The sequence below is a fragment of the Halobacillus sp. ABD4_316 genome (assembly GCF_056161385.1).
Window position 1 is genome coordinate 544212 of record NZ_JBSWZA010000001.1, and the last position, 23299, is coordinate 567510.

Genomic DNA, 23299 nt, shown 5'->3' on the forward strand with positions numbered 1-23299 from the left:
ATCCATTGCTTACGATAAGAATGAGGTGGTGTATTATGAAAAAAATGTCCGTTTTGATCATTACCATTTTCGTTTTTATTCTCTATCGTCCTAAAAGAGTCCATTCCTGTACATTCGACCCTGCAGAGGTGTTACCAGGAGATGTATTGTTTTCTCCTATTGGTAAACGGGAGTCCAAATATGTAGGCCATGCAGGTATTGTCACGACAGATAAAAAGGTCCTACATTCCATTCCTTCCGGTTTGGTCAAGGATGAACCTGCCATTTATAAAAGAAAGTTCCGCAGAGTTTCTCACTACCGGGCACATGAGAAAGACACAGGCCTGCGCTCTGCTGCGTTTGCTGAATGTTTACACCAAAGATACCCTGAAGCTTCGTATCGTATTCACACCCCTTTAAATGGCCCTGATGACGTTCAGTACTGTACAAAAATTGTCTGGCAGTCCTATTACGCTGCTGGAGTTAATTTAGGATCTCTGCCTGAAAAAGCCAGAGCCGTCCACCCTCTTTGGTTAAGGGACAGCAAGCATTTATATCCATTAAAGAGGCGTTCAAACCGTTGAACGCCTTACATAATTCAGGAAATCCGCTTCTGATAAAATCTCGATCGATGCTCCCTGGCTTAACAATGTCTCCGCTCTTTCCAATTTGGACGTTTTTTCTCCTGCGGTGTACCGCTCATACGTTTTGGTTCCAACGACCACAAAATTGGTGGCTGCTTCAATATCATAATGAAACACTCCTCCGTGCTGAATCACCTTCTCAACAGCTTCCTCCCTCTTCATATGGGAAAGCCGTCCGGTAAAGGAAACCGAAGCCTTGTACAAAGGATGAGAAGGATCCAATTCTACGGATGTTGCTGTGAAAGAAGAAGCTGATGGCTTCTGTGCTCTCCGCTTTTTATTCAACCGCGCCGGTTCATAACCCCCTTCATACATCATCCCGTTCGTTGTCCCTGATTTATCCACGAGATCTTTAGAGTCGGCCGCTTGCAGCTTTTCTTTTGCCTTCATGAAAATATGAGCCGCTGCTTTTGCATCTTCAAGAGCATGGTGATGGGAAAATGAAAAACCCAGATGATCCGCTACACGGTTCAAATTGTATTTAGGAAGCTGCCACGTCTTCCTTGAAATATTCAATGTACAGTTGTAGGCAAGCATGGGATAAGGAAGGTTGTACTCATCGAGGACGGCTCTTAGAACACCCATGTCAAACTGGGCATTATGAGCGATCAAAAGCTTTCCTTCCACCATCGATTTAATTTCATTTTCCCACAACGTATGAAATTCCTCGGCATCTTTGACATCTTCCTTGGTAATTCCGTGCACGCGTACATTTATGGGAGCAAAGTAATTCTTCTTCGGTTTCACCAAACGGTAATATTCCCTGACAAGCCGTCCGTTCTCATACTCCACAAGTCCGATGGAACAAACCGACCCTTTGGATGCATTAGCCGTTTCAAAATCAAGCGCTGTAAAATTCATAACAATCTCCTTTCCCTTTCCTTTCTTTATGATAAAACGCTTCGGATGATTCGTCTAATATAATCCATCCGGACTGCATAGAGAATCCATTATCCGCTTATGATAAGAAGGAAAGGAGTGGCATAAATGACCTTCGATTTCGCACGCCTCCCCTCAGATCAGCTGCAGCAGATCAAACAGCTGGAGGAGAAATACAACATTGTATTGATTGCTTACGATGACAAATACATGAAATAGAAAAAGGTGCCTGATCCTATGGGCACCTTTTGTTTATCCACCCGCATAGATTTGCGGATTCTATAAAAACTAATGAGGATAAAGGAGGGATGATGATGAAGCGTAGAGGAAAACGGACATTTTATAAAGGAGCAGTCTTTCTTATGGCTCTTTTGTTTCTTTCCGTGTCCTTCAACCACGTGTTTGCCCAGCCTGATTATGCCAAATGGGGGAAAGCAGCGGTTGAGGAAACGGATAAGAACTATCCAGATTACGACCTGGTGAATTATGATTATCAGGGGAAAGTGGCTATTGCAGATAACCGGGAGCAGTATACCTTCCTTTTTACTATGGATCAAGCGGGCACAAAAAAGAACGTACGCGTGTATGTCCTGGTCAATCCTGCAGAGGATCAATTGATTGAGATCCAGTTTGAAGACATAGCGTCTTCTTCTCCGTAAAAAAGCACACCTCCTGAGGGGTGTGCTGGATTTATGGTGTATAAAGGGTGAATTTATCGTCTATGGACGTCCTTTTTTTAGGTTCTGGTTTTTCGTCAAAGTACCCCATGTGAATGAATCCGACAACCTTTTCATCCGGCTGAATCCCAAGCAGTTCATGAACGTCCGGGTCATAGATGTGCGGATTCGTCTTCCAAACCACGCCAAGGTCTCTTTCCCATGCCAGCAGCTGGAAGTTTTGAAGCAGACAGCTGACGGCGCCGAAATTCTCCTCCCACACTTTCTGCCTTGGATCTTCGTCCATCACAACAATTAAGAAAGCAGAAGGCTTGCTGAAATAATCTCTGCGGTCTTCCTTCCGTTCTTCCGGAAACGTGTCGACGAGGGAAGATACAAAAGCCTCTTTCTGCTCAGAAGGTACATAGATGAACCGCCATGGTTCACGCATCCCGTGGGTTGGTGCCCATACGGCATCCTCCAGAAGTTCCTTCACGAGTTCTGTCGGTACAGGTTTATCCAGATAGCCGGTTTTGATGGAGCGTCTTTCTCTAATAACCTCTGCTAATTTTGATTTGGTTTGATTCATGCCTCTCACCCTCATTATCATCATTATTTATGGTAATGATAATCGTTCTCAGTGATGTTGTCAAGGCCGCATTCTTTAAAGTAGAAAAAAGACAGGGATTCCCCCCTGTCTTATGCTTTATCAAAGACCTCTAAGAACTCCCCGTAACCTCTTTCCTCCATTTCATCAACAGGAATGAATTCAAGAGCGGCACTGTTCATGCAGTAGCGGAGCCCTGTCGGTTCAGGTCCATCATTGAACACATGGCCAACATGGCTGTCTCCCCCTTTACTGCGCACCTCTGTCCGCATGCCGAAAATGCCCGGATCGTCTTTCGTGACTATATTCTCTTCCACCAGCGGCTTTGTAAAACTCGGCCATCCGGTCCCAGATTTGTATTTATCCTGCGAGCTGAACAACGGTTCCTTGGAAACAACATCCACGTAAATGCCTGCCTGCTTGTTGTCCCAGTATGCATTATCAAACGCCTTTTCTGTTCCATCCTGCTGGGTGACTTTGTATTGGATGTCACTCAGTTGATCGTTCAGTTGTGCCTTTGTCCATTCAACAGTGTCCCCGTTATACATTTCAATCGTTTTTGTGCCGGCTGACGCCTTTTTTTCAGGATCGGATGAAGCTCCCGTGTTTTTACTCCATGTGAAAAGGCCGATGCCTGCAACGACGATTATAAGGGAAAGCCAGATCGATAGACTTTTCATAAATCATCCTCCTTTAATCGGATTATCTTTATTTTAACATGGAGCAGGAACGATGAATAAATTTGTGCCTGCTGCATGTGTTATAAACAGGAGACAACTCGGCTATCCTGATTAACAGACAGGAGGTGCAATACAATGCATACATGGATCTTGCTCATATTTTCTGCCTTCATTCTCCTTACTGCCTGCGGAGAACCTGCCGGCGAAAAGGAAGCAGAGACAGCCGAACTTAACGCCGTAGACAACATATCGTATGAGTTGGCGGATTCGACCGCCGGTGCTTTTTCATTTACTGCCTTTAATCTCGATGTTCACTATCCCGGAGGTGTAACCTACCGCGTGTACTATTCAGCTTATGATCAAGGAGCGCAGGCGGTTGTGTACGAAATGGGCAGAGAAAGAATCTCAGGGACGAAAGCCATGAATCAGTTGACGCCCCTCTTCCGGGAAATGAGCTTTGATGCAGATTCCCCGGATGCCCTTGTCATCAACGACGTCCTGCACATTTTTGGACTGGATACCGGATATGAACACTTTTCGCTGCGTGTCACCTATGCAGACGAGCCGGAGCGGCATTATGAAAGCAGTAAAAAACAGCCCTTGTCAAACCAATGACATAGCGGCTGTTTTGTTTTTTTTGTTTAGGATTGGAGTTGCTACGAAGTTCGAAGTGCAGATACTCAGTTATGCTTTATAACGGTGCGTCCGTCTTTCTGCTCAATTTTGTCCTGTTTCATCAGCTGGCCAAGCGCACGTTTGAAAGAAGCCTTGCTGATTTGGAACGTTTCCCGGATTTCATCAGGAGAGCTTTTATCATGAAGCCCCATGACTCCGTCGTTCTCCTCAAGGAATTGGAAAATCATCTCGGCATCTTCAGACATGCTTTCCTGTTTTAACGGTCTTAGAGATAGATTGATTGTACCATCTTCCTTGACGTCAATGACACGGCCCTCAATCGTCTGTCCGAGACGCGGTTCTTCTTTACGCTCATGCGGATGGATAAACCCGCGGTAGCCTTCGCCTGTCAACACAGCTGTACCGGCTTTTATGGCCCGGTAAACCCTTGCTGTCACTTCTTCCTTCAACAATTCCGCAGGGGCCGGCTCAAGATCGTCCATCACTTCCTGCTCGCTGATCGGTTCGCCTGTCAACCGGCCTTTTTTATCCAGTTCCAAACTTATAAATAAGTGATCCCCTTCTGCCGGCCAGACTGATTTAAACAGGGGCAGATGGTCAGAGGACACAAGAATATCCTTATCCGGAAGTCCGATATCAACAAATACCCCTGTGTTTGGAGAAATTTCGACAACTTCGGCCCAGCCGTAGGAGTCACGGGTGATTTCTGGAAGATCTGCCACCGCTGCCGCTTCTCCCTTTTTATTCATATATAAAAAGCATGACAGTTCATCACCAAGTTCAACAGACTCGTCCACTTCTTCATCAGGAAGGAAGTATTCTTCATTTCCTGCCGTCACCTTGAATCCATGGGTCACTTTTTTTGTTAAAACAGCTTTTTTTACTGTTCCTAAATATTGTTGTTTACTCACTTTATTCACCCTTTTTGACAAGTCATGTCGTCCATTATATCCTAGTTTGTCTCATTTTAAAATATCACGGGGAATGGAAGCATAAAAAAAGCACGGGGGAAACCCGCGCTTCTGCTTATTAGCACCACCAGGAAGCTCCGACAATAATAAGGAGAATGAACAATACAACGATCAGCGCAAATCCTCCACCATATCCTTTACTCATACTTATTCCCCCTTTCCCTTTTATATATGAGAAAAAGGAGGAATTGGTATGGGTGAATGACTCATTTTTCTCCCGAAGCCATTACGTACGGAACTGTTCAGCAAGCAGACGGTAGGATTCTTTCTTATCCTCCAAGTCGTAAATATTCGTAATGATGAGGAATTCATCAGTCTGGTATTGCTCTGACAATTCGAGCAGACGCGCCTTCACCTGCTGGGGGGAGCCGATAACCGCACGCCGGCGGTTCTGCTCGATTTTTTTCTTTTCGATTTCAGAATACGTACAGCTTTCCGCCTCTTCTATAGAAGGAACACGGGTCTCGAGTCCTTTTTCAACCCGAAGGAGCCACAAATCCTGACTAAGCGCCAGCTTTTCTGCTTTTTCCTCTGTCTCTGCACAGACAACAAAAATACAAACATTCACATCCGGCTGGTCGAGCGAGGGGGAAGGCTTGAACTTTTCCCGGTAGGCCCGCAGTGCATCCTCACCATTGTCTGGACTGATAAAATGTCCGAGTGTGAATCCGGTGCCATTCACTGCTGCATGACGTGCCCCGCGTTCAGACAAACCGAGAATCCACGTTTCCGGCTGTCCCTCTGTTGAAGGCCTTGCGGTCACACCGTAGTAATCGCTTCCCTTAGGCATGGTCCCGTGCAGAAACTGCTGCAGCTCTTTCACCTGACGCGAAAAGGAGCTGAGCGGCTTTTCCAACCCATCCGTCAAGGCCAGTCGCGTTTTCCGGCCGCCCCCGGGTGAGCGTCCAAGACCAAGGTCGATTCTCCCCGGATAAAAAGCCTCCAGCACTCTGAAATTTTCCGCTACTTTCAACGGACTGTATTGAGGGAGGAGGACTCCCCCGGAACCGACACGCATCCGGCTGGTAGCTGCCGCAATCTGACCGATCAGGATTTCCGGAGAAGATCCGGCCAATCCATTCGTGCTGTGATGTTCGGCCACCCAGTACCGGTAATAACCTAGTTCCTCCGTCCAACGGGCCAGCTCAATGGTGTTTAGCAGCGCCTGTTCGGCAGAATCCCCTTTGGATATAGGGCTTTGATCAAGTACACTCAGTCTCACTTGTTGTCATCCTTTCGGGCTTAACGATACACATCTTTCATAATCTGGTTCAATATCTGAATCTGTTCTTCAAACAACAATTTATACCGCTTCTTTAAAACGTCAAATTCTTCTTTCCCCTGGTCGGTTAAATAATACCAGTAAACCTTCTGACGTTTCTTATCGTGGGATTTATAATCTTCTTTCCGATAGAGTAACCCCTGCTCCGTCATTTCATGTAACGTATCCAGAAGTGTTGAAGGTGCCGGAATCCAGTTCTTCGTCAGTTTTTTAAACTCCTGCTTAAAATGTTCACTGATCATCGGCTGGCGGATTTGTAACAAGTGCATGATGTAAAATTTGGTGAACTGGGCTGCGCTCATATTTAATGCAAAACGCTTCGGGTTGTTTTTATGTGACACGGCGATCCTCCCCTTCCTTATTGAATACTTTCATTCTACAATAAATGATGGTAGATTTGTCCAATCATAAGCACATTTGTTCGCTTGATGATGGTTTTATTTTTCATTTCGGAGTTGCTACTAAGTAAGAAGAGAGAATATTATGACATTTGAAAGCCTATTTTTCCGAAGTTTTTAGTATCACGGATGTACGTGAAAGCTTCCTCCGCTTGATCCAGCGGGAATATCCTGTCGATTTCCGGACGGATGTTATGGTGTTCGATAAAAGCGATCATCGACCTCAGCTCCTCTGCACTTCCCATCGTAGACCCCAGCAAATTATACTGTCCGTAAAAGAACGCGCGGATATTCAAGGTGACTTCGTCTTCCGTACTGGATCCGAATGTAACAATCGTTCCCCCTTTACGGACAGCACGCAGTGATTTATTGAATGTCGCGGCTCCTATACTCTCAATCAATAGATCGACGCTCTCACCAGCCAATTCTTCACTCCAATCCGATTCGGTCAGGACTGCTTTATCCGCTCCTGCGTCCAACGCCTGTTTGAGCTTCTCCCTGGACCGTGACGTAACGATCACTCTGGCCCCTTCTGCCTTAGCGAATTTGAGCGCATACGTCAGGACGCCTCCGCCGATTCCTGGAAGCATCACGGTGTCTCCTGATTTAAGGCTCCCTCTTGTGAACAAAGCTCTGAAAGCCGTCAATGCAGCCAGCGAAAGGACCCCTGCTTCTTCCATAGTCAAGTGCTTCGGTTTCATCTCCAGATGGTCTTCTGTACATATGTAAGTCTCCGCAAACGTCCCGTGGTCAGGAAAGCCGACGATCTCAAACCCTTCCGGGGGAACATCACTGTTTTTCTGCCAGCCGAGTCCGGGATTGACTATGACTTCATCCCCTTTTTTAAAACGCGTCACATCTCTGCCTGTTTCCTCAACGATCCCTGAGGCATCTGAACCGGGAATGACAGCTGGATCTTCACCTTTATGCCTTTTTGTAACCACTGCAAGATCCCGACGATTCATCCCTGCTGTATGGATGCGCACCTTCACTTCACGGGAGTCCGGCGTTTTCTCCTCCATCATTTTCACCTGAAGACCTTCCAGACCATCTTTTCCTTCATGTACAATCGCTTTCATCATTTGTCTCCTTTCCAACTATAAGATGTCTTAAGTCTATCAATAAGACTTCCTATATAAAAGAAAAAAGACCTTTTCAGAAGGACTGAAAAGGTCTTTTCGTTTGATAATATTGAATTTAGTCCGCAAGTACCTGTACTTTTACAGTCTGGCGTCCGAAATCAAGAGCGTCACCGCGGTCCTGCATATAAAGATCAACACGGTTTCCGTTGATGGCACCGCCGGTATCACCAGCAATGGCTGTTCCGTAGCCTTCCACATATACTTTAGAACCTAATGGAATGACGTTCGGGTCTACAGCAATAACTTTCTGGTTTGGATTCGCATTTAAATCAATACCTGTGGCTGTTACGCCGCTGCAGCCTGTGCAGTTTGCCGTGTAGGCCGTTGCTTCAGCTGTGATTTCCTTAACTACATCATTGCTCGTTCCTTTGTTTGTGTTCGCTTGAACAGCTTCAGTGGACTCAGCAGATGTTTCTTTTGCGGAAGCATTGCTGGAGCTGCTTGATTTCTGGCTGCTCTCACTGGACTTGGCTGTGCTTTCTTTGGCAGGAGCTGTAGATGTCTCCGCAGCTTTCTGTCCGTCAACCTTGAATTGTTCCCCTGGGTAGATGAGAGTGGAAGATAAATTGTTCCAAGCCATCAGCTGATCGACGGAAATATTGAATTTTTGGCTGATCGCGAACAACGTATCTCCGGATTTAACCGTGTACGTGGATGCGTTCGAAGATTTAGTAGTAGAAGTAGATGCTTGATTGTTGTGTGCGTTAGATACGGCTAGTGTTTGACTTGGATAAATTAGATTGGAATTCAGATCGTTCCAAGATTTCAGATTGTTGACAGATACGTTGTATTGTTGAGAGATGCTCCAAAGAGTATCCCCTTTATTGACGGAATATTGTTCAGATTCGTGAGCACTCACAGATGTGGCAAATGCTCCAGTCAAGGCTACGGTTGCTGCAACAGAAAATACAGTTTTTTTCATAAGATAGTGCCTCCCCTTGTTTGTTCGATCACTTTGTATTTTTTGATGTGATCAATTCACAATTACTAGATTACCAGATATTTCGTATAAATGAAGAACAAACAAGCAACAGTTTCGTTGCAAACGTAACATCTATATTTCACTATCATTACAACAGGCAGAAAACCAGCGCCTTTTCGATGATAAAAGCGGAAGATTGACAAAATCCGTCACGCTTCAAGGCACGTTTCAAGGGGATTTAGTCATTCAAAAGGTCGAACAAGGAGGAAATCAAGGGGGAAAAAGAAGAAAAAAAGCCTGTCATTTTGACAGGCTTTTCAGTATTTATGCGTATTGAGCAGCGACCTGCTTTTGAATTTCCGGATCATTCAAATAATCATCATACGTCATTTCCTTGTCTACAAGACCACTTGGCGTCAATTCAATGATGCGGTTGGCGATCGTTTGAATAAACTCATGGTCATGAGAAGCAAAGATGACAGATCCTTTGAAATTGATCAACCCTTTGTTCAAGGCTGTAATGGACTCAAGGTCCAGGTGGTTGGTTGGTTCATCCAGAAGAAGAACGTTTGCACCGGACAGCATCATCTTAGACAGCATGCAGCGGACTTTTTCTCCTCCGGACAAGACGTTCGCTTTCTTCAATGCTTCCTCTCCGGAAAACAGCATACGGCCAAGGAATCCGCGCAGGAACGTTTCTGTTTCATCTTCCGGTGAATACTGGCGGAGCCATTCAACGAGGCTGCGCTCAGAATCGAAGAACTCGGAGTTGTCTTTAGGGAAGTAGCTTTGAGAGGTCGTAACGCCCCATTTATAGCTTCCTTCATCCGGTTCGATCTCACCCATAAGAATCTGGAAAAGCGTGGACTTGGCCACTTCGTTCGCACCTACGAGAGCCACTTTATCATCTTTGTTCAATGTAAAGCTGATGTTGTCCAGCACTTTCACACCATCAATGGTTTTGGACAGGTTTTTAACCGTCAGCAGGTCATTCCCGATTTCCCTGTCCGCCTGGAAGGAAATATACGGATACTTACGGGAGGAAGGCTGGATATCATCCAGGGTGATCTTATCCAATAGTTTCTTCCTGGAAGTTGCCTGTTTGGATTTCGAGGCGTTGGCACTGAAGCGGGCCACGAACTCTTTGAGATCCTTGATTTTTTCTTCCTTCTTCTTATTCTGCTCCTGGGCCAACTTCATTGCAAGCTGGCTGGATTCGTACCAGAAATCATAGTTTCCGACATAGACCTGGATTTTCCCGAAGTCAAGATCGGCGATATGGGTACAGACATTGTTCAGGAAGTGACGGTCGTGGGATACAACGATTACAGTATTTTCAAAATCGATAAGGAAATCCTCAAGCCACTGGATCGCTTTAATATCCAAGTGGTTGGTCGGCTCATCGAGAAGCAGAACATCCGGATTGCCGAACAGCGCCTGGGCAAGAAGGACTTTCACTTTTTCCGAACCGGCAAGCTCACTCATCTGCTTCGTCTGCAGTTCTTCACCGATTCCGAGTCCTTTAAGAAGGCGGGCCGCATCGGAATCCGCTTCCCACCCGTTCATTTCTGCGAATTCACCTTCCAGTTCAGCCGCACGCATGCCGTCTTCCTCGGAAAAATCACCTTTCATATAAATGGCGTCTTTTTCTTTCATGACTTCGTACAGGCGTGTATGGCCCATAATGACCGTTTCAAGCACCTGATATTCATCGTATTCGAAGTGGTTCTGTTTCAAGACCGCCAGACGCTGGTCTTTTTTCAGGCTTACATCTCCGATTTGTGGTTCAATTTCTCCGCTCAAGATTTTAAGGAACGTGGATTTACCTGCTCCGTTTGCCCCGATTAACCCGTAGCAGTTTCCCGGGGTGAATTTTATATTGACGTCTTCGAACAGTTTCTGGTCACCGAATCGAAGCCCTACGTTATTAACTGTTAACATGTCTGAATCCTCCATTGCTTTCGTTTGTAGAACAAGAAAAGTATATCATTCATCCGCTTCATAGAACAGTCATCACGGAGATTTCACGTACTCATTTTCACGACACCATTCGAGAAACAGCTGATAATCCGTGCTGACTCTTTCCTTGTAATGCCTGGACCATAAATTGAGCTCTGTCTGGAAATCCGCCTTATGCCCGCGAATAACCTCCATAATGGCATCCTCACTATGATAGGAAAGGATACCTTCATCGATATCTGCATCCGCCCGCGCATGAATTTTGGCACTGATCTGAGCCATTGTTTTCAGTGTCTTCTTCAGCCGCTTCTCCTCCAACAGATGTTTCGGTTTTAGATCTTTGGAATAAGGCGAACGTTCGCGCACATAATAGTCGCTGTTATTCATCGTAAAGTACCCAAGATACGGGTCGGACAAATGGTGCATCGCCTGCTGGGTGTGAATCACCCGCCGTCCCTGCTGACGATGTTCCGTCCAGAACTGTTCATCATATGGGAAGAAGTAGGCTGGGATGGGCGTGCGCGCTTCCTTGGCTTCCAGTATGATGTCATCTTCATGACTGTCCCCCGATTGGCCTTCTATCAAGATGTAATACCGGTTGAGGCCGGTAGAGCCGATCCCCGAGCCTCGCTTTTTCACGATATCTTTGATCCGGTAAAATTCACGCGGCCGGCGCAGTTTTTGATCAAGGGACTGGTAGTAATCATCCCATGCTTTAACCAGCTGCTCATATTCCTGTTTCGGTACCGATGCCAATTTCTCTTTGCCGATATCAAAGGAACGGATGGAATCATGCTTGACGATCGTCTGTTTCTCCAGTTCATGGGAAGCCCGCCGTTCTTCTACTTTTTGAATCGCTTTTTTTACAGCGCCTTTACTTTCCTCTTTGGTAAAGTACATCGTCTGTGGATCCTGATCTCTATGATGGAAGGCTTCCATCTGCTTCACGTAATGTTTCAGATAATGATCGACCATCGCATCATGACTGTCTTCAGGATAACCCAGTTGATCCATAGTTAAACGGATACTGACAACCATACGCATCACGTCGTATAAATACGAACCGAGATAGCCCTCATCGAAGTCATCCACATCAAAGACGATATCCTTGTTTTCATTTTGAAACACACTGAAATTATCAAAATGGAGATCTCCCATGATCCATGTCGGCGTTTCATCAGGGGTATGGAACCTGAACGGCAGTTCCGTGGCATCGTGAAAGAATAGATAGGCGCTCCCTCTGAAAAAGCTGTAGGGACTCTCCATCATCTTTTGATACTTCTGCCTGCGCTCCTTCTTCGATAATTTCATTAAATCCCCGTCAAAGCGGTCCAAAATCGTGCCCAGCGTATTTTTTCTGAGTGCTTGTTTCGTTTCCAGCATCTGCTTTACTTTGTTATCCATGGCTGGTTTCTCCTCCTCTCACGGAAAAAAGCGACCGCCCGTGAGCAATCGCTTTTTTTACCATATCATGACTGAGATTTATAATACAGGCTGTTGTTTTCCACAACTTGAAGGACTTTGTTTTCTTCCTTCATATCGCTGCCGCACATTGGACATTTCTTCTCATTGTTCGTACGGAAATTATCCCTCTGCCAGCAGTTGCAGTCATCGGATGAACAAACCCAGATTTTTGTGTCTTCTTCTTTCACTTCAGCTTGATTTTTCTTTCCGAATGCCATTGAAGCAGCCCCCTTTAACTCAATTATGATAGAAAAAAGACTGACTTGCTAAAGCCAGTCTTTTTATGATTTTATAATTTCGTTACGTTTGCAGCTTGTGGTCCGCGATTTCCTTCAGTTACTTCAAACTCTACAGCTTGACCTTCTTCAAGAGATTTGAAGCCTTCTTCGTTGATTGCGCTGAAGTGTACGAATACATCGTCTTCGCCTTCAACCTCGATAAAACCAAAACCTTTTTCCGCGTTAAACCACTTCACTGTACCTGTTTTCATGGAATGGATCCTCCAATATTTCTAAATTAATATGCGTTTTGCTTTAATGAAAAAATCACATATTATAAAAAGTACCAATAGAATTGATCACTCTTTATAATAGGTGATTGGGAAGAATGAACTTCTTAATATTGGTAATTCAACCTTTATACTTACTATACTACGCCTGCGGTATGAAGTCAAGTACACTCCCTTCACATCACTCTACTTCCATTATATCCGTTAAGGAGGAGCATTATTCCTCCCCATGATGATTTATCCGGATTGAATGACCGCACAGGCGATTCTTTTCCCTGAGCGTCCGCTGGGCTGGGACTGATAATCATCCGGACCTTGATGAATGATGACACTTCTTCCGATAATATCACGGACTTGAAAACGATCGGTAAAGAAAATCATCCGAGCCCTTCCCTGATTGGAAAAAAGCACAGGGAAATCTCCCGCATGATTGCCGTGCGGCTGCTGATCAGGATTCCAGTGCCCCCCGGCCGTTGCAAACGGATCGCTCCCGTCCCCAATTTCACACAATCCCTTTTCGTGGATATGAAAGCCGTGAGGGCCCGTCTGAACTCCGTTTTTTTCCTTTTTAAACGAAGGCAGTCCTTCCACATAAACGAAAACCTCAACACCATATGGCATCTGGTAAAACTGAATACTCCCCTTCAGTCCGGGGGCAGTGGGGCTTGACGAAAACTCAGCAGAAGCTGTCTGTGATGCATACTGCTGCCGGTACATTCCCTGGTTCGGATTATACAACATGTTCGTCACCCTCCTTTCCTGTACACTGTATGCGTCTGATCAGCGGGTGATGATAAGAGAATTTCCCCGGCCGGGGAGGAGGAAGAGAACCCCGGCCGGGGAAAATCGTCTTAGTCTATGGTATGTTTTTCTGTTCTCATTTAGACCTTGGAAAGCTGATCCCAGGCTTTCTCCACCTGTTTCCGGTTTACAGGGGTCCTGTAGTGATTGATCAGCTGATCGAACTGCTTTGCTGTTTCATCGATCCAGGAGCGGCGGGCCGTCGCATATACATCTGCCCATTGAGTCTGGTAATAAGGCGTTACGTCTTTGGAAATCTGCTCCAATTGCTGATGCAGAACATCCGATGCACGTGGAGCGGCCGCTTCTTTCATTTTTTCTTTTTCATTTTTCTCAAAGAAGGATTTCGTCCCCTTGAACATTTTCCTGATCTGATCCTGTTCCGCGGCCGTAAGCTCGATCTCCCCTTCGATCTTTGGAATAGGCATATCAGGAAGCTCAAGTGTATCGAGATGGATGGACGCTTCGATGTGATGGAGGTTTTTTTCAATTTTAGCCCTCGTCTCATCGAGATGCTGTGTAATAAACTGCTCCACACGGACACATACAGCCTTGACTTCCTCTTTCATGTCAAAGGTCATCTCTTCAAACAACTGTTTTTGTGCCTCTTTCACCTGTTCTTTCACATCCTGGTGCCATCCATTAATAGCCGCAGGGTTGAAATGGCGCTTGAACAGATCGTTGAATTGAAGCATCATCCGTTCATGGACATAATGAAGCTGCTTATCCATTTTGTTCTGCACCGCTTTTTCAGCCCCGCCGTCATACTCTTTTTCGAAAAGATCCAGCGCCTGCTGCCTGCGTTCTTCCAGTTGTGCCTTTTTCTTTTTTCTTTCTCCTTCATCCATGTGGCTGCTTTCCACCATGGATTGGACATAATTTTTCACACGCTCCAAATCACTTTCAATGGAAGCCGTCATCACTTGGGATAACTCCTCTTCCAAAAAGGAAGAAAAACCGTCTTCAAATGCCCCCATACCGGAATTTTCATCTTGATGGTATTTTTTCTCTTTCAACCCCAGCAGACTTGAGACCGGGTAAAGCCTCGGATTCCGAATTCCGAATGCACTCAGCTGGGTTTCCACATAGCTTTCCACCTGCTGCAGTTCTTCCTTGGACTGCGCAAGGTCTTTGGCATTGATCAGGAAGAACATCTTATCCATGGCAAAACTGTCCTTGACCCTGCCCAGTTGTTTCAGAAACGTTTCATCGGCTCTTGAGAACGGGTGGTTGTAATAGGTGACAAATAAGACAGCATCGGCATCTTTAATGTACTGAAAGCTGACATTCGTATGACGGGCATTGACGGAATCGGCCCCCGGTGTATCAACAAGCGTCACGCCAGCCCTTGTCCACGCACAATCGTAGTACACATCCATCGACTCGATAAAACAGGACTTGTCCTCTTGGGAAACAAAAGCAGCCAGCTGCTCCCAAGGCACAGACATCCTTTGTCCCAGATGTTTCTTCATCTGCGGATATCCATCGTAAAAGGCTTTTAGGAATGAGCGCTCTTTCTGCTCCCGTGATTTCCACTCCTCCACTTCCATTTCATCCAGTTCCTCCCAGGCTGTTTCCAAGGAAGAAAAAGATGCGTACACAGCAGCAATGTCCTCCAGCATATCCATTTCTGACTTTACGGCAGCTTCTGCGGATTGGTGCGGATGATCACTTGATACAGGAGATATCCGGTTGATGGCTGCTGTTGTCGGATTGGGGGACACAGGCAGAACGTCATCTCCGAGAAGCGCATTGCCAAACGAGGATTTCCCCGCGCTGAAGGCACCGAATAAAGCTATTGTAAACGTCCGGTTGTCAAGCCGGGTCACTTTTTCCTCCAGCCGGCGGGAAAGGTCATCCATGCTTTCCAAATCCTGAATAACAGCCAGGGCCTTCTCTGTCCTGTCTTTCACCTGATCCACAGTTGAACTTGGAGAGGGATCCGGCCTGCCTTTGGATGGTTCTCCCATTATAAGGTTCTCATCCTCGTCCATGACGCCTGCTGGATGTTCAGGAGCATCAGACACCCGCTCTTCCATGCGCTCCTCATCTTCTTCTGCCTGTTTCCTGTTTTCTGCAGATATCGTGTCAGAAAAACTTTCATGAAGGCGGTTGGAGAACTGCCGGACCTTTTCAATGATGAATTCCAGTTCCTCGTCGATCTTCTCTAAGTCTTCATACGCAGAGAATGCTTGGTCATGTTGATGCAGCACATCCTGTTTTTTTGCTGATACTTCTTCCAAAAAAGCTTTTTTCCATTCTCCGAGAAAGGCTTTGGCCTGCCGTTGAATATCAGCTGCCACTTCATCGGTATATCGAAGAACATAAGCCCCTGTAACCGAAGCCCCTGATTGAACCAGTGTTTCCAGACGTTCTTTTGGATAGTGAAAATCCATTTCCTGAACGATTTGAAGAAGCTCCGTGGAATGGATGCCGTAAGCGTCCAGCAGTTTCATCATCCGTTCCCGCACCGGCCATTTCAACTGTTCTTCCATCGTTTTTTCCAAGGCCTCGTAAAAAGCGTCTTCCCTCATCTGTTTTTCTTCCTCGGTTTTTTTCTTCGCAAACAGCAGACCGACTTTAAAGTCCGGCTGCCGGGAGTGCAGGTAAGCTTCCGCATACTCACGGAGGGCGCTCGGCATCAAGTAGGCATTGGAAACAAACTGATAGATCCGCTTTTCAAACACCTCGTCGGCCGCTTCTTCCAGTTCGCTGTACTCACGGATCAGATCCGGATCCATCGGACTTTCGTCAATGGCCGATTGAAGGTTTTCTCTCTGTTCAAGAAGTTCTTCCCGCTTCTCTTCAAAGGTCTCTTCATAATCTCTGACGGTTTCTTCCATTAAAGCAGCGGCTACGTCATCCGCCTGCTGTTCTATGAGGGAAAAATCCCTGTCAAACAACTGTTGGAAATGGTATTTCAACTGCCTGTACTCATTTTCTTCCATTGCAAAGTCTCTCATGGATGTATAATAGACCGATTCCGGGTGAATCCCCCACTGTTGAAAGGCCGCTTCAACACTTTTTTGGTAGTCGCCAAAAGTAAGCTGGTCTTCTACATGCTTATCCACCTGGTTGATCACCACGGTAAAAGGGGTGTTCCTCTGCTGCATTTCCAATAAAAACAATAGATTTACTTCCGACTGGACATGGTTGTAATCCATAACATAATACATGTAGTCCATCACGTGCAGAGAAGATTCGGTGATCAGCCTGTCTGCATCATTCGTAGAATCTACGCCAGGGGTATCCAGGACAGAAACGTGGGGTGGAAGGAGACTGTCCGGACGGCTGATTTCCAGTCCGGTCACACGTTCACCGTCCCTGCACCATGCCTGTATCGTCTCCGGCTCTACATCCGCTTCGTATTTCACAGGCGCATCTGAAGTGAAATACGCCTTTGTATAGACGGGCCCTGTTCTCAAACGGACAATATTGGCGCTCGTCGGAATAGGACTTGAAGGAAGGAGCCGGCTTTCCAGCAGCGTGTTGATCAATGTGGACTTGCCGGCGGAAAAATGGCCGGCAAAACCGATGACCATTTCCTCCTGCTTGATTTTTTTGATCAGATCCATAACCTTATCTTTTTGTCTGCTCATCCCTTCTTGTTTTAAAAAGGCATAAAGGTTTTGAAGTTTCATGGCATTTTTACGTGTCGTTGTCTGCATCAAAGGTCTCCTTTACGGTTTACGTCTATCCTTATTGTACGCCGCAGACCCCTTCATCTCAATATGGTTTTTCAGGTGATGCCGTCCAGATAGGGAATATCCATAACTGTATCAATCCATCCGAACATTTTTTTAACAGGGGAACGGCGTCCCTTGATCCAGTTGTCGAAGGAAAACGAAACAGCCTGTGCATCACCGCCAAGTCCGAATCGGAGAGAAAGCGTCTCCGGGGAATAACCAGCTGTATGAATCGTACCCGAAGACCGTTCATACTGATCAGAAAAAATCGGACCCGAACGATCGTTCAAAAATTGAAAGGCGTCTTGGGCATCCCACTCCTCCTTCTGTCTGACGATCATTTTGGAAAGCCGCGTTTCTGAATCTGACAAGTGTCTGCGGTTCTCCTGGGGCATGTGGGAGAAATGGTTGGTAGAAGCCTGTCCTTCTTTCTTGATCACCCCTCTGGGGGATCCTTCCAAAATAGAAGATCTGCCGGCTTTATCAAAAAGGACATAATTGAATGAATGGCGGTGGGGGAGCTCTTTCAGCAGCTTCTCTGCTTCAACGGTATCCCGGCAGCTCTCCAAAAGAATTCTAGTCAATGTACAGCAGATGAATCCATCTTCCGGGTGAAGACGATTGACGAAGTTGTAGCCAGCACATAATCCATGTTCATTCATGCCATCGGTGCGTCCGATGATCCGCTGACCCGGACCGATGGATGCGGTCCCGTTATCGGGCTGGTAAATCAGGAACCGCCCTTCATAGGTTTTCGGGTTGTAGTCATAGTTGCGGATCATATAGTTGCTGCCAAGCATGATAGAGCATCCGGAACGATCCCATTCCTGCTGCCAGCCGCTGTATTCATGAACGGTTTCTTCAAGGGACCATTGCAGACCTTCCGAAAGCCCCCTCAGCTCTTCCCATAGGAGCGGCGCCCAGTGCATAAGCATCGCTTTCACATGTTCTGTATCTGTTTGATAATGACGGATGGACCGCGGTCTGCGCTGGAGGTGACTTTCATAAAGGAGGGTCTGTTTCAGTCTTTTTCCCTGCTCATATCCGAAATCATCGGCCCGGCCCTTGAACTGGATGACTTCACTGGACAGTTTTTTCATTGCCAGACTCGTCCATTTCTTGAATGATTTTATGAAATCCAGCGTCATACAAGATGTCGTTATGATCGGCCCCTGGAAGAATATCGACTGGACGTTCCCAGATATCTTCCGCCCACTTCTTCAATTTCTCTGCTTCGATAACCTCATCCTCACTGCCGACAGCAATGGTCACTGGTGCCTGCACACCTTTCAGCAGGCCGGGGGTCACTTTCTCGGGAAATCGGGAAACCAACAACCTGAAGGAAAGGGACAGACGGCCGGTATCGGCGAATTCGTCAGGAATTTCAGCGGCTGGAGCCTTTTCAAACCGGTGGATATTCATTTTATATAAGGTCATTAATACCATGACCTTTTTCGTATAGACGGTGTACTCGACATCATCTCCTTCTCCGGAAGGATCAGTTGCGTCGTTTTTATAAACGGGAACGGCCGGATGAAAAAATGGAGCCGTGAAGATGTAGGCATCTCCGATGGCAGGATTTTTCTTGATCAGGCGCAGCAGGTTGGCACATCCCATGGAATGCCCCATCAGTGTGATCCGCTTGTACCCTTTTTTCCTGATATAGTGAATGAAATCAAACAAATCATCATCATACTGTCCGATATAATCCAGGTCACCGCGCTTATTTTTATGATCATAGCCTCTGAGGACCGGAAGAAAAACGTCCGCATCTCTCCGGCAGGCGGAGGCGAACTTTTTCTGCTCCGTTAATTCTGCCGTGATGCCGTGAATGATGATTACCGCCTCGTCGCTATGGGCGGATTGATGGTAAGACATATAGGAAAGCGTAGAAAAATCACGCGCTGTATACATTTTCCATGTGGCTTCAGTCATAGGAACGGCTCCTTTTCTCCATGTATTCTTGGAAATGCTGCACTTTTAAATCATCGAGGAACCTTTGTTTCAACGCCTCGATGTACTCCGTGGATAAGTAACGCTCTCCGCCGCGGACAATCTCTTCAGCATAGTGGAAGGGCGGAGGTGAGTCTTCTTTCTTAGAGAGCACGGTGAATGTGACAGCCTGCAGGACTGAACCATCATCCGTTTTCACCGGCACGATGGCAGGTCTGTATGCCCCTGCTTCCACCCCTTCCCGTAAAAAAAGGTATTGAAGGGCCTGCTTGTTGATTCGATAAAGGACACCTTCCACTTTTTGCTTCACGCCCTCTCTGATATCCGCTCTTGCTCCATCATTCAAATGGTAAGAAAAGGCTAAACAATAGTCATCCAGCGTTCCTCTTCCTATGACATCCCCAAAGAGATGGTGGACCTTCTGGGTAATGAACCGGGCATCATCCATGCAGGACCCGTAGGCGAAATAAATGTAGGAGTCTTGCTGAAGGAACTGATGAACCTTCCAGTCGTTGTGAGGAATCGATTGCTTCGCCACTCCATTCCAGTAATAGGTTTCTGCCATAACGGAGTCTGTGTCCCAAAAGACTTCTGTTTCTTTCCTATACCAATTCCCATCCCCACTTCCTGGTTGAAAGCCTTCGAAATCATCAAGCAAAGATAATAAAGCGGGCGGAATATGATAGAGTTCTCCATACGTCCATGTATGCTGGTCTTCCAAAAGAAGCGGTTCATATAAGGGCCCGGAATGAAGCGTGCCCCTTACAAAGGCCTGAGCGGATACAAGCTCTGCTTCTCCCAATAGGTGATGATTGTCCTGACCTGAACATAAGGATCCATAAACAAATACGTACACGGGTGTCATCCTTTCTTGTGAAAATCCTTGGCTGCTGGATATTCTTCCGTGGAAGCACTGGACAGCACGGCATTCAGCACCGCTTTTTCCATACACCATGCAGCAGCAGCCGCTAGAGCGTTCGGGTCACAGGGAACCTGATTGTCCGACATACAGAAAATCGTATCCCCGTCCACAAATGTATGGGAAGGGCGGATTGTCCTGGCCAGACCGTCATGAGCCGCATCGGCCACTTTAGATGCCTCTGCTTTCGTCAAAGCCGCATTTGTAAGGATGGTCCCAATGGTCGTATTTCCTTTGAAACGATTGGTATCCGTATCTTCCATTTGACGAAGAAGCTGCTTTTCTGTATGTAAAAATTCATTTCCTTCATAAAGACCCGCGATCACTTTTCCTGTGGCCGGATCGACCACATCGCCAAAACTGTTGACCGCTGCAACAGCTCCGATTTCCACTTGCCCGATTCGGCAGGCCCAGCTTCCGATTCCGCCTTTCATGCTGTGTGTCTTTCCCAGCGCTTTTCCTACCGAAGCCCCGGCGCCCGCTCCGTAATTTCCCATTTGGAACGCAGGTGCCTCATAAGCGGACCGTGCAGCCTCATAGCCGAGTTGGGCGTCCGGACGTTCGACGGCGGGATCGTCGGTCAAGTCAAACAAAATGGCTCCTGGAATAATCGGAACTTTAGCCACCTGCACATCAAAGCCGATTCCTTTTTCTTCGAGAAATTTCATGACACCGGAACCGACATCAAGTCCGAAAGCGCTGCCGCCGGAAAGGAAGAGGCCGTGAATGTGCTGGACAAGGTTTTCCGGCCGCAGCAGGTCGGTCTCCCTCGTCCCCGGCGCACCGCCCCGGACGCTTACACCTCCGACAGCACCTGTTTCATGAAGCACAACGGTACAGCCGGTACGGCCTGATGGATCTTCTTTCTGTCCGATTTTAAACGGGGACAAATCCGTAATCTTCATTTCTTTCATCCTTCTTCCTCCTTATTGAGGTTTGCCTGCAGGGGGACGCAGGGAATTGTTCAGAGAGGAACTGGAGGTGCTGACACAATGGAAAATAATAGAATTCTTGTACATGGACGCGTTCAGGGAGTCGGTTTCCGGGCTTCTGCCAAGCAGATGGCTGAACAACTCGGCGTAACGGGCTGGGTCAAAAATCAGCCGGACGGAACCGTCCTGATCGAAGCTGAAGCTGAAGAGGATCAGTTGAAACGTTTCATTGAAAAAATCAATGAAGGTCCAACTCCTTTCAGCCAGGTTGAATCCCTTGATATAACTAGTCAAGATGAAATTCAGGGTTACAGCAGATTTAAAGTTGTCCATTAAAAGATGACCGCTTCCCGCGGTCATCAATGCTTGTAGAAAAACAGAAGTTTTTCTACAAGCTTTTTTTTAAATGTCTCTTTTTGCTCAGGCCTGATGCAGCGGTCGTACAATGATTTCATTTACATTTACGGATTTCGGCTGTGTCACAGCATACGAAACGGCGCTGGCAATATCTGCAGCTTCAAGGGGCTGCATACTGCGGTCCTTAAACATATCCAGAACTTCTCCGTCAGTGATGTGATCGGTGAGCTCTGTTTCTACCGCCCCGGGAGAAATGTTGGTGACGCGCACACCGGTTTTGGCCAGTTCTTTTTCCATACCCATGGACAGCGCTTTTACTGCGTACTTGGTCGCGCTGTACACCGTGCTGGAAGGAAACACTTCATGGCCCGCCACTGAGGAAACATTGATGATGTGGCCGGAATCCTGTTCAAGCATAACGGGCAGTCCGGCATGAATGCCGTACAGCACACCTTTAATATTCACATCCACCATCTGTTCCCATTCGTCTACATGATCATTTTTCAGGAAGGAAAGCAGCATAACACCGGCATTATTGATGAAAATATCCAAACGGCCGAAGGCATCTTTCGTTTCCTTCACGAGATTTTCGACATCCTCCCGCTTCGTAACGTCCGTTTCGACCACTTTCGCTTCTACTTGATACTGACTTGTGATTTCGTCAGCAAGCTCCTGCAGGCGTTCCGCGCGGCGGGCTGCCAATACGACATGAGCTCCCTGTTCTGCGAGGGAGTGAGCGATCGCTTTACCGATTCCGCTGCTTGCCCCTGTAATAACTGCTGCTTGATTTTGTAACGTTGTCATAAAATAGCCTCCTATGTCCGAATTCTTTATGTATCTACCCGGAATTCAAGATAATTATTCATTGGAATGCTGTGAAGAAATGGGATAATAAAAAACGCCCTCCTTAATCGTAAGGAGGGCGTTTTTTTGTATGTGCCTTATTGTTCTTCAAAGAACTTGCGGTTGATTTCGATGTATGGGGTTTCCTCTTCAGGAACTTCATCCTCGATATAAATAGCTTCTACCGGACACACAGCTTCACATGCGCCGCAATCTATGCAGATGGCAGGATCGATATAGAACATATCTTTTCCTTCCTCGATACAGTCAACCGGGCACACATCCATGCATTCTCCAGCTTTTTCATCTTTACAAGGGGATGTAATAACAAATGCCATTTCGTTTTCTCCTCCTTTAAGTGGAATTAAGTGTGCTTACATTTCTATATTCACCTTGAATAGCTAAGATAAACACCACAATCTATCATAACGATTTTATGTCAAAATCGCAATCCGAGGTCTGACAACAGAAGAAATAAAGAAAGGAAAGATGACAGCCGAGCTGTCAATCTTCCCAAATACGTTCCACAATATATTCTCCGCCCTGTTTCTGGACAAGAAAAACATCCGGGCGTGACAGCCGTTTCCAATCATAAAATCCAATTTCACGGTTATACTTCTGCAGCAGCAGAGCAAGAAGATTCCCGTGCGTTACGAGGAGGACATTTCCACAGTCTTGATTTTCCAGCTCCTCAATGAGCGAGAGGACCCGGTCCTTCGCTTCTACAGAGGACTCACCTCCGGTTAACTTCAAATCAGGATCCTGAAACGTATCGTGAAGGACTTCTTCCCAGTCATCCAATGGTTCGTGACTGAGGACCCTTTCCTCCAGGCGGTCGTCTCTTTCAATTTCCATGTCCTTGGACCGGGCATAGGGTCTGATGGTCTCAACGGCCCTCAAATAGGGACTTGAGATAATACGGTCAATGGTTACACCAGACTGATCCAACAGGACCGCCAGTTTCTGTGCTTGACGTATTCCAAGCTTAGTTAAGGGTGAGTCTTCATGCTGCCCTTCTGTTTCACTGTGGCGGACGATAATTAGTTTATCCATTTCTACCCATCCTCCCCTTTCCGTCACC

General features: G+C 46.6%; 26 protein-coding genes. 4 read left to right on the top strand and 22 right to left on the bottom strand.

Translation table 11 applies throughout. From position 1 onward, the window contains the following. Window positions 1-35 precede the first annotated feature (35 nt). On the top strand, window positions 36-563 hold the full coding sequence (locus ACXAJH_RS02925; protein ID WP_474993051.1) for a hypothetical protein: 528 nt from the start codon (window positions 36-38) through the stop codon (window positions 561-563). Here the strand turns inward: ACXAJH_RS02925 and ACXAJH_RS02930 are convergent. Beyond that, window positions 552-1484, bottom strand: coding sequence for an exonuclease domain-containing protein (locus ACXAJH_RS02930; RefSeq protein WP_474993053.1), 933 nt, complete (start codon window positions 1482-1484; stop codon window positions 552-554). The two genes, ACXAJH_RS02925 and ACXAJH_RS02930, sit on opposite strands and share 12 nt — an antisense overlap. A gap of 332 nt (window positions 1485-1816) precedes the next feature. Here ACXAJH_RS02930 and ACXAJH_RS02935 point away from each other — a divergent pair, with 332 nt between their 5' ends. Continuing rightward, window positions 1817-2161, top strand: coding sequence for a DUF3889 domain-containing protein (locus tag ACXAJH_RS02935; RefSeq protein WP_474968615.1), 345 nt, complete (start codon window positions 1817-1819; stop codon window positions 2159-2161). Window positions 2162-2192: 31 nt separating this feature from the next. On the opposite strand, the gene ACXAJH_RS02940 is transcribed toward ACXAJH_RS02935, so the two are convergent. Both ACXAJH_RS02940 and msrB read right to left on the bottom strand, forming a co-directional pair. Next, window positions 2193-2747 carry a nitroreductase family protein gene (locus ACXAJH_RS02940; protein ID WP_474993055.1) on the bottom strand — a complete coding sequence of 185 codons (555 nt, stop codon included), beginning with the start codon at window positions 2745-2747 and terminating at the stop codon, window positions 2193-2195. A 110-nt stretch (window positions 2748-2857) separates the two neighbouring features. Next, window positions 2858-3445, bottom strand: a complete 588-nt coding sequence (gene msrB, locus ACXAJH_RS02945) for a peptide-methionine (R)-S-oxide reductase MsrB (protein WP_474993057.1) — start codon at window positions 3443-3445, stop codon at window positions 2858-2860. A 135-nt stretch (window positions 3446-3580) separates the two neighbouring features. On the opposite strand from msrB, the gene ACXAJH_RS02950 reads away from it, so the two are divergent. Further along, complete coding sequence (locus ACXAJH_RS02950) at window positions 3581-4060, top strand: YusW family protein (RefSeq protein ID WP_474991978.1); 480 nt, start codon at window positions 3581-3583, stop codon at window positions 4058-4060. Between the two features lie 65 nt (window positions 4061-4125). Here ACXAJH_RS02950 and ACXAJH_RS02955 read toward each other — a convergent pair whose 3' ends face one another. From ACXAJH_RS02955 to ACXAJH_RS03030, 16 genes are all read right to left on the bottom strand, one after another. Further along, a complete protein-coding gene (locus ACXAJH_RS02955; RefSeq protein WP_474968619.1) occupies window positions 4126-4992 on the bottom strand; it encodes a CvfB family protein in 867 nt (288 codons plus the stop codon). A 118-nt stretch (window positions 4993-5110) separates the two neighbouring features. Further along, window positions 5111-5197 (bottom strand): YjcZ family sporulation protein, encoded by an 87-nt coding sequence (locus ACXAJH_RS02960; RefSeq protein ID WP_035531317.1) that lies wholly within the window; start codon window positions 5195-5197, stop codon window positions 5111-5113. 81 nt (window positions 5198-5278) lie between these two features. Beyond that, the gene (locus ACXAJH_RS02965; protein ID WP_474968620.1) at window positions 5279-6274 is read right to left on the bottom strand and encodes an LLM class flavin-dependent oxidoreductase; all 996 of its coding nucleotides are present in this window, start codon (window positions 6272-6274) and stop codon (window positions 5279-5281) included. A 20-nt stretch (window positions 6275-6294) separates the two neighbouring features. After that, window positions 6295-6675 (bottom strand): helix-turn-helix transcriptional regulator, encoded by a 381-nt coding sequence (locus ACXAJH_RS02970; protein ID WP_027954338.1) that lies wholly within the window; start codon window positions 6673-6675, stop codon window positions 6295-6297. A 140-nt stretch (window positions 6676-6815) separates the two neighbouring features. Continuing rightward, complete coding sequence (locus tag ACXAJH_RS02975; protein WP_474993059.1) at window positions 6816-7811, bottom strand: zinc-dependent alcohol dehydrogenase family protein; 996 nt, start codon at window positions 7809-7811, stop codon at window positions 6816-6818. 118 nt (window positions 7812-7929) lie between these two features. After that, on the bottom strand, window positions 7930-8796 hold the full coding sequence (locus tag ACXAJH_RS02980) for a 3D domain-containing protein (protein ID WP_474968622.1): 867 nt from the start codon (window positions 8794-8796) through the stop codon (window positions 7930-7932). Window positions 8797-9120: 324 nt separating this feature from the next. Continuing rightward, entirely contained in the window at window positions 9121-10737 is a 1617-nt protein-coding gene (locus tag ACXAJH_RS02985) for an ABC-F family ATP-binding cassette domain-containing protein (protein WP_474968623.1), read from the bottom strand. Between the two features lie 72 nt (window positions 10738-10809). Continuing rightward, on the bottom strand, window positions 10810-12159 hold the full coding sequence (locus tag ACXAJH_RS02990) for a DUF2252 domain-containing protein (RefSeq protein WP_474968624.1): 1350 nt from the start codon (window positions 12157-12159) through the stop codon (window positions 10810-10812). Window positions 12160-12224: 65 nt separating this feature from the next. Next, complete coding sequence (locus ACXAJH_RS02995; protein WP_027954343.1) at window positions 12225-12437, bottom strand: cold-shock protein; 213 nt, start codon at window positions 12435-12437, stop codon at window positions 12225-12227. A gap of 71 nt (window positions 12438-12508) precedes the next feature. Then, window positions 12509-12709, bottom strand: a complete 201-nt coding sequence (locus ACXAJH_RS03000) for a cold-shock protein (protein ID WP_027954344.1) — start codon at window positions 12707-12709, stop codon at window positions 12509-12511. A gap of 255 nt (window positions 12710-12964) precedes the next feature. Next, a complete protein-coding gene (locus tag ACXAJH_RS03005) occupies window positions 12965-13468 on the bottom strand; it encodes a superoxide dismutase family protein (RefSeq protein ID WP_474968625.1) in 504 nt (167 codons plus the stop codon). A gap of 140 nt (window positions 13469-13608) precedes the next feature. Next, the gene (locus ACXAJH_RS03010) at window positions 13609-17196 is read right to left on the bottom strand and encodes a dynamin family protein (RefSeq protein WP_474993061.1); all 3588 of its coding nucleotides are present in this window, start codon (window positions 17194-17196) and stop codon (window positions 13609-13611) included. A 71-nt stretch (window positions 17197-17267) separates the two neighbouring features. Beyond that, complete coding sequence (locus tag ACXAJH_RS03015) at window positions 17268-18314, bottom strand: C45 family autoproteolytic acyltransferase/hydolase (RefSeq protein ID WP_474993062.1); 1047 nt, start codon at window positions 18312-18314, stop codon at window positions 17268-17270. Beyond that, on the bottom strand, window positions 18295-19149 hold the full coding sequence (locus tag ACXAJH_RS03020; protein WP_474968628.1) for an alpha/beta hydrolase: 855 nt from the start codon (window positions 19147-19149) through the stop codon (window positions 18295-18297). Before ACXAJH_RS03020 ends, ACXAJH_RS03015 begins: the two co-directional genes overlap by 20 nt. Then, entirely contained in the window at window positions 19142-20023 is an 882-nt protein-coding gene (locus tag ACXAJH_RS03025; protein ID WP_474993064.1) for a gamma-glutamylcyclotransferase, read from the bottom strand. The genes ACXAJH_RS03020 and ACXAJH_RS03025 overlap by 8 nt, the downstream gene beginning before the upstream one ends. Before the next feature lie 5 nt (window positions 20024-20028). Further along, entirely contained in the window at window positions 20029-21000 is a 972-nt protein-coding gene (locus ACXAJH_RS03030) for a P1 family peptidase (RefSeq protein WP_474971412.1), read from the bottom strand. Between the two features lie 78 nt (window positions 21001-21078). Here ACXAJH_RS03030 and ACXAJH_RS03035 point away from each other — a divergent pair, with 78 nt between their 5' ends. Beyond that, window positions 21079-21354 carry an acylphosphatase gene (locus ACXAJH_RS03035; protein ID WP_474991987.1) on the top strand — a complete coding sequence of 92 codons (276 nt, stop codon included), beginning with the start codon at window positions 21079-21081 and terminating at the stop codon, window positions 21352-21354. An 84-nt stretch (window positions 21355-21438) separates the two neighbouring features. On the opposite strand, the gene ACXAJH_RS03040 is transcribed toward ACXAJH_RS03035, so the two are convergent. From ACXAJH_RS03040 to ACXAJH_RS03050, 3 genes are all read right to left on the bottom strand, one after another. Next, complete coding sequence (locus ACXAJH_RS03040) at window positions 21439-22179, bottom strand: SDR family oxidoreductase (RefSeq protein WP_474991988.1); 741 nt, start codon at window positions 22177-22179, stop codon at window positions 21439-21441. Between the two features lie 137 nt (window positions 22180-22316). Next, window positions 22317-22556: an indolepyruvate ferredoxin oxidoreductase subunit alpha gene (locus tag ACXAJH_RS03045; RefSeq protein ID WP_008640010.1), complete on the bottom strand. Its 240-nt coding sequence runs from the start codon at window positions 22554-22556 to the stop codon at window positions 22317-22319. A 166-nt stretch (window positions 22557-22722) separates the two neighbouring features. Then, window positions 22723-23271, bottom strand: coding sequence for a histidine phosphatase family protein (locus tag ACXAJH_RS03050; RefSeq protein ID WP_206932753.1), 549 nt, complete (start codon window positions 23269-23271; stop codon window positions 22723-22725). Window positions 23272-23299: the final 28 nt, after the last annotated feature.

Bases quoted from the DNA above. Each gene is read 5' to 3' on its own strand.
- ACXAJH_RS02925 (WP_474993051.1), top strand. From the start codon at position 36: ATGAAAAAAATGTCCGTTTTGATCATTACCATTTTCGTTTTTATTCTC.
- ACXAJH_RS02930 (WP_474993053.1), bottom strand. From the start codon at position 1,484: ATGAATTTTACAGCGCTTGATTTTGAAACGGCTAATGCATCCAAAGGG.
- ACXAJH_RS02935 (WP_474968615.1), top strand. From the start codon at position 1,817: ATGAAGCGTAGAGGAAAACGGACATTTTATAAAGGAGCAGTCTTTCTT.
- ACXAJH_RS02940 (WP_474993055.1), bottom strand. From the start codon at position 2,747: ATGAATCAAACCAAATCAAAATTAGCAGAGGTTATTAGAGAAAGACGC.
- msrB (WP_474993057.1), bottom strand. From the start codon at position 3,445: ATGAAAAGTCTATCGATCTGGCTTTCCCTTATAATCGTCGTTGCAGGC.
- ACXAJH_RS02950 (WP_474991978.1), top strand. From the start codon at position 3,581: ATGCATACATGGATCTTGCTCATATTTTCTGCCTTCATTCTCCTTACT.
- ACXAJH_RS02960 (WP_035531317.1), bottom strand. From the start codon at position 5,197: ATGAGTAAAGGATATGGTGGAGGATTTGCGCTGATCGTTGTATTGTTC.
- ACXAJH_RS02975 (WP_474993059.1), bottom strand. From the start codon at position 7,811: ATGAAAGCGATTGTACATGAAGGAAAAGATGGTCTGGAAGGTCTTCAG.
- ACXAJH_RS02980 (WP_474968622.1), bottom strand. From the start codon at position 8,796: ATGAAAAAAACTGTATTTTCTGTTGCAGCAACCGTAGCCTTGACTGGA.
- ACXAJH_RS02985 (WP_474968623.1), bottom strand. From the start codon at position 10,737: ATGTTAACAGTTAATAACGTAGGGCTTCGATTCGGTGACCAGAAACTG.
- ACXAJH_RS02990 (WP_474968624.1), bottom strand. From the start codon at position 12,159: ATGGATAACAAAGTAAAGCAGATGCTGGAAACGAAACAAGCACTCAGA.
- ACXAJH_RS02995 (WP_027954343.1), bottom strand. From the start codon at position 12,437: ATGGCATTCGGAAAGAAAAATCAAGCTGAAGTGAAAGAAGAAGACACA.
- ACXAJH_RS03000 (WP_027954344.1), bottom strand. From the start codon at position 12,709: ATGAAAACAGGTACAGTGAAGTGGTTTAACGCGGAAAAAGGTTTTGGT.
- ACXAJH_RS03005 (WP_474968625.1), bottom strand. From the start codon at position 13,468: ATGTTGTATAATCCGAACCAGGGAATGTACCGGCAGCAGTATGCATCA.
- ACXAJH_RS03010 (WP_474993061.1), bottom strand. From the start codon at position 17,196: ATGCAGACAACGACACGTAAAAATGCCATGAAACTTCAAAACCTTTAT.
- ACXAJH_RS03015 (WP_474993062.1), bottom strand. From the start codon at position 18,314: ATGAAAAAACTGTCCAGTGAAGTCATCCAGTTCAAGGGCCGGGCCGAT.
- ACXAJH_RS03020 (WP_474968628.1), bottom strand. From the start codon at position 19,149: ATGACTGAAGCCACATGGAAAATGTATACAGCGCGTGATTTTTCTACG.
- ACXAJH_RS03030 (WP_474971412.1), bottom strand. From the start codon at position 21,000: ATGAAAGAAATGAAGATTACGGATTTGTCCCCGTTTAAAATCGGACAG.
- ACXAJH_RS03035 (WP_474991987.1), top strand. From the start codon at position 21,079: ATGGAAAATAATAGAATTCTTGTACATGGACGCGTTCAGGGAGTCGGT.
- ACXAJH_RS03040 (WP_474991988.1), bottom strand. From the start codon at position 22,179: ATGACAACGTTACAAAATCAAGCAGCAGTTATTACAGGGGCAAGCAGC.
- ACXAJH_RS03045 (WP_008640010.1), bottom strand. From the start codon at position 22,556: ATGGCATTTGTTATTACATCCCCTTGTAAAGATGAAAAAGCTGGAGAA.
- ACXAJH_RS03050 (WP_206932753.1), bottom strand. From the start codon at position 23,271: ATGGATAAACTAATTATCGTCCGCCACAGTGAAACAGAAGGGCAGCAT.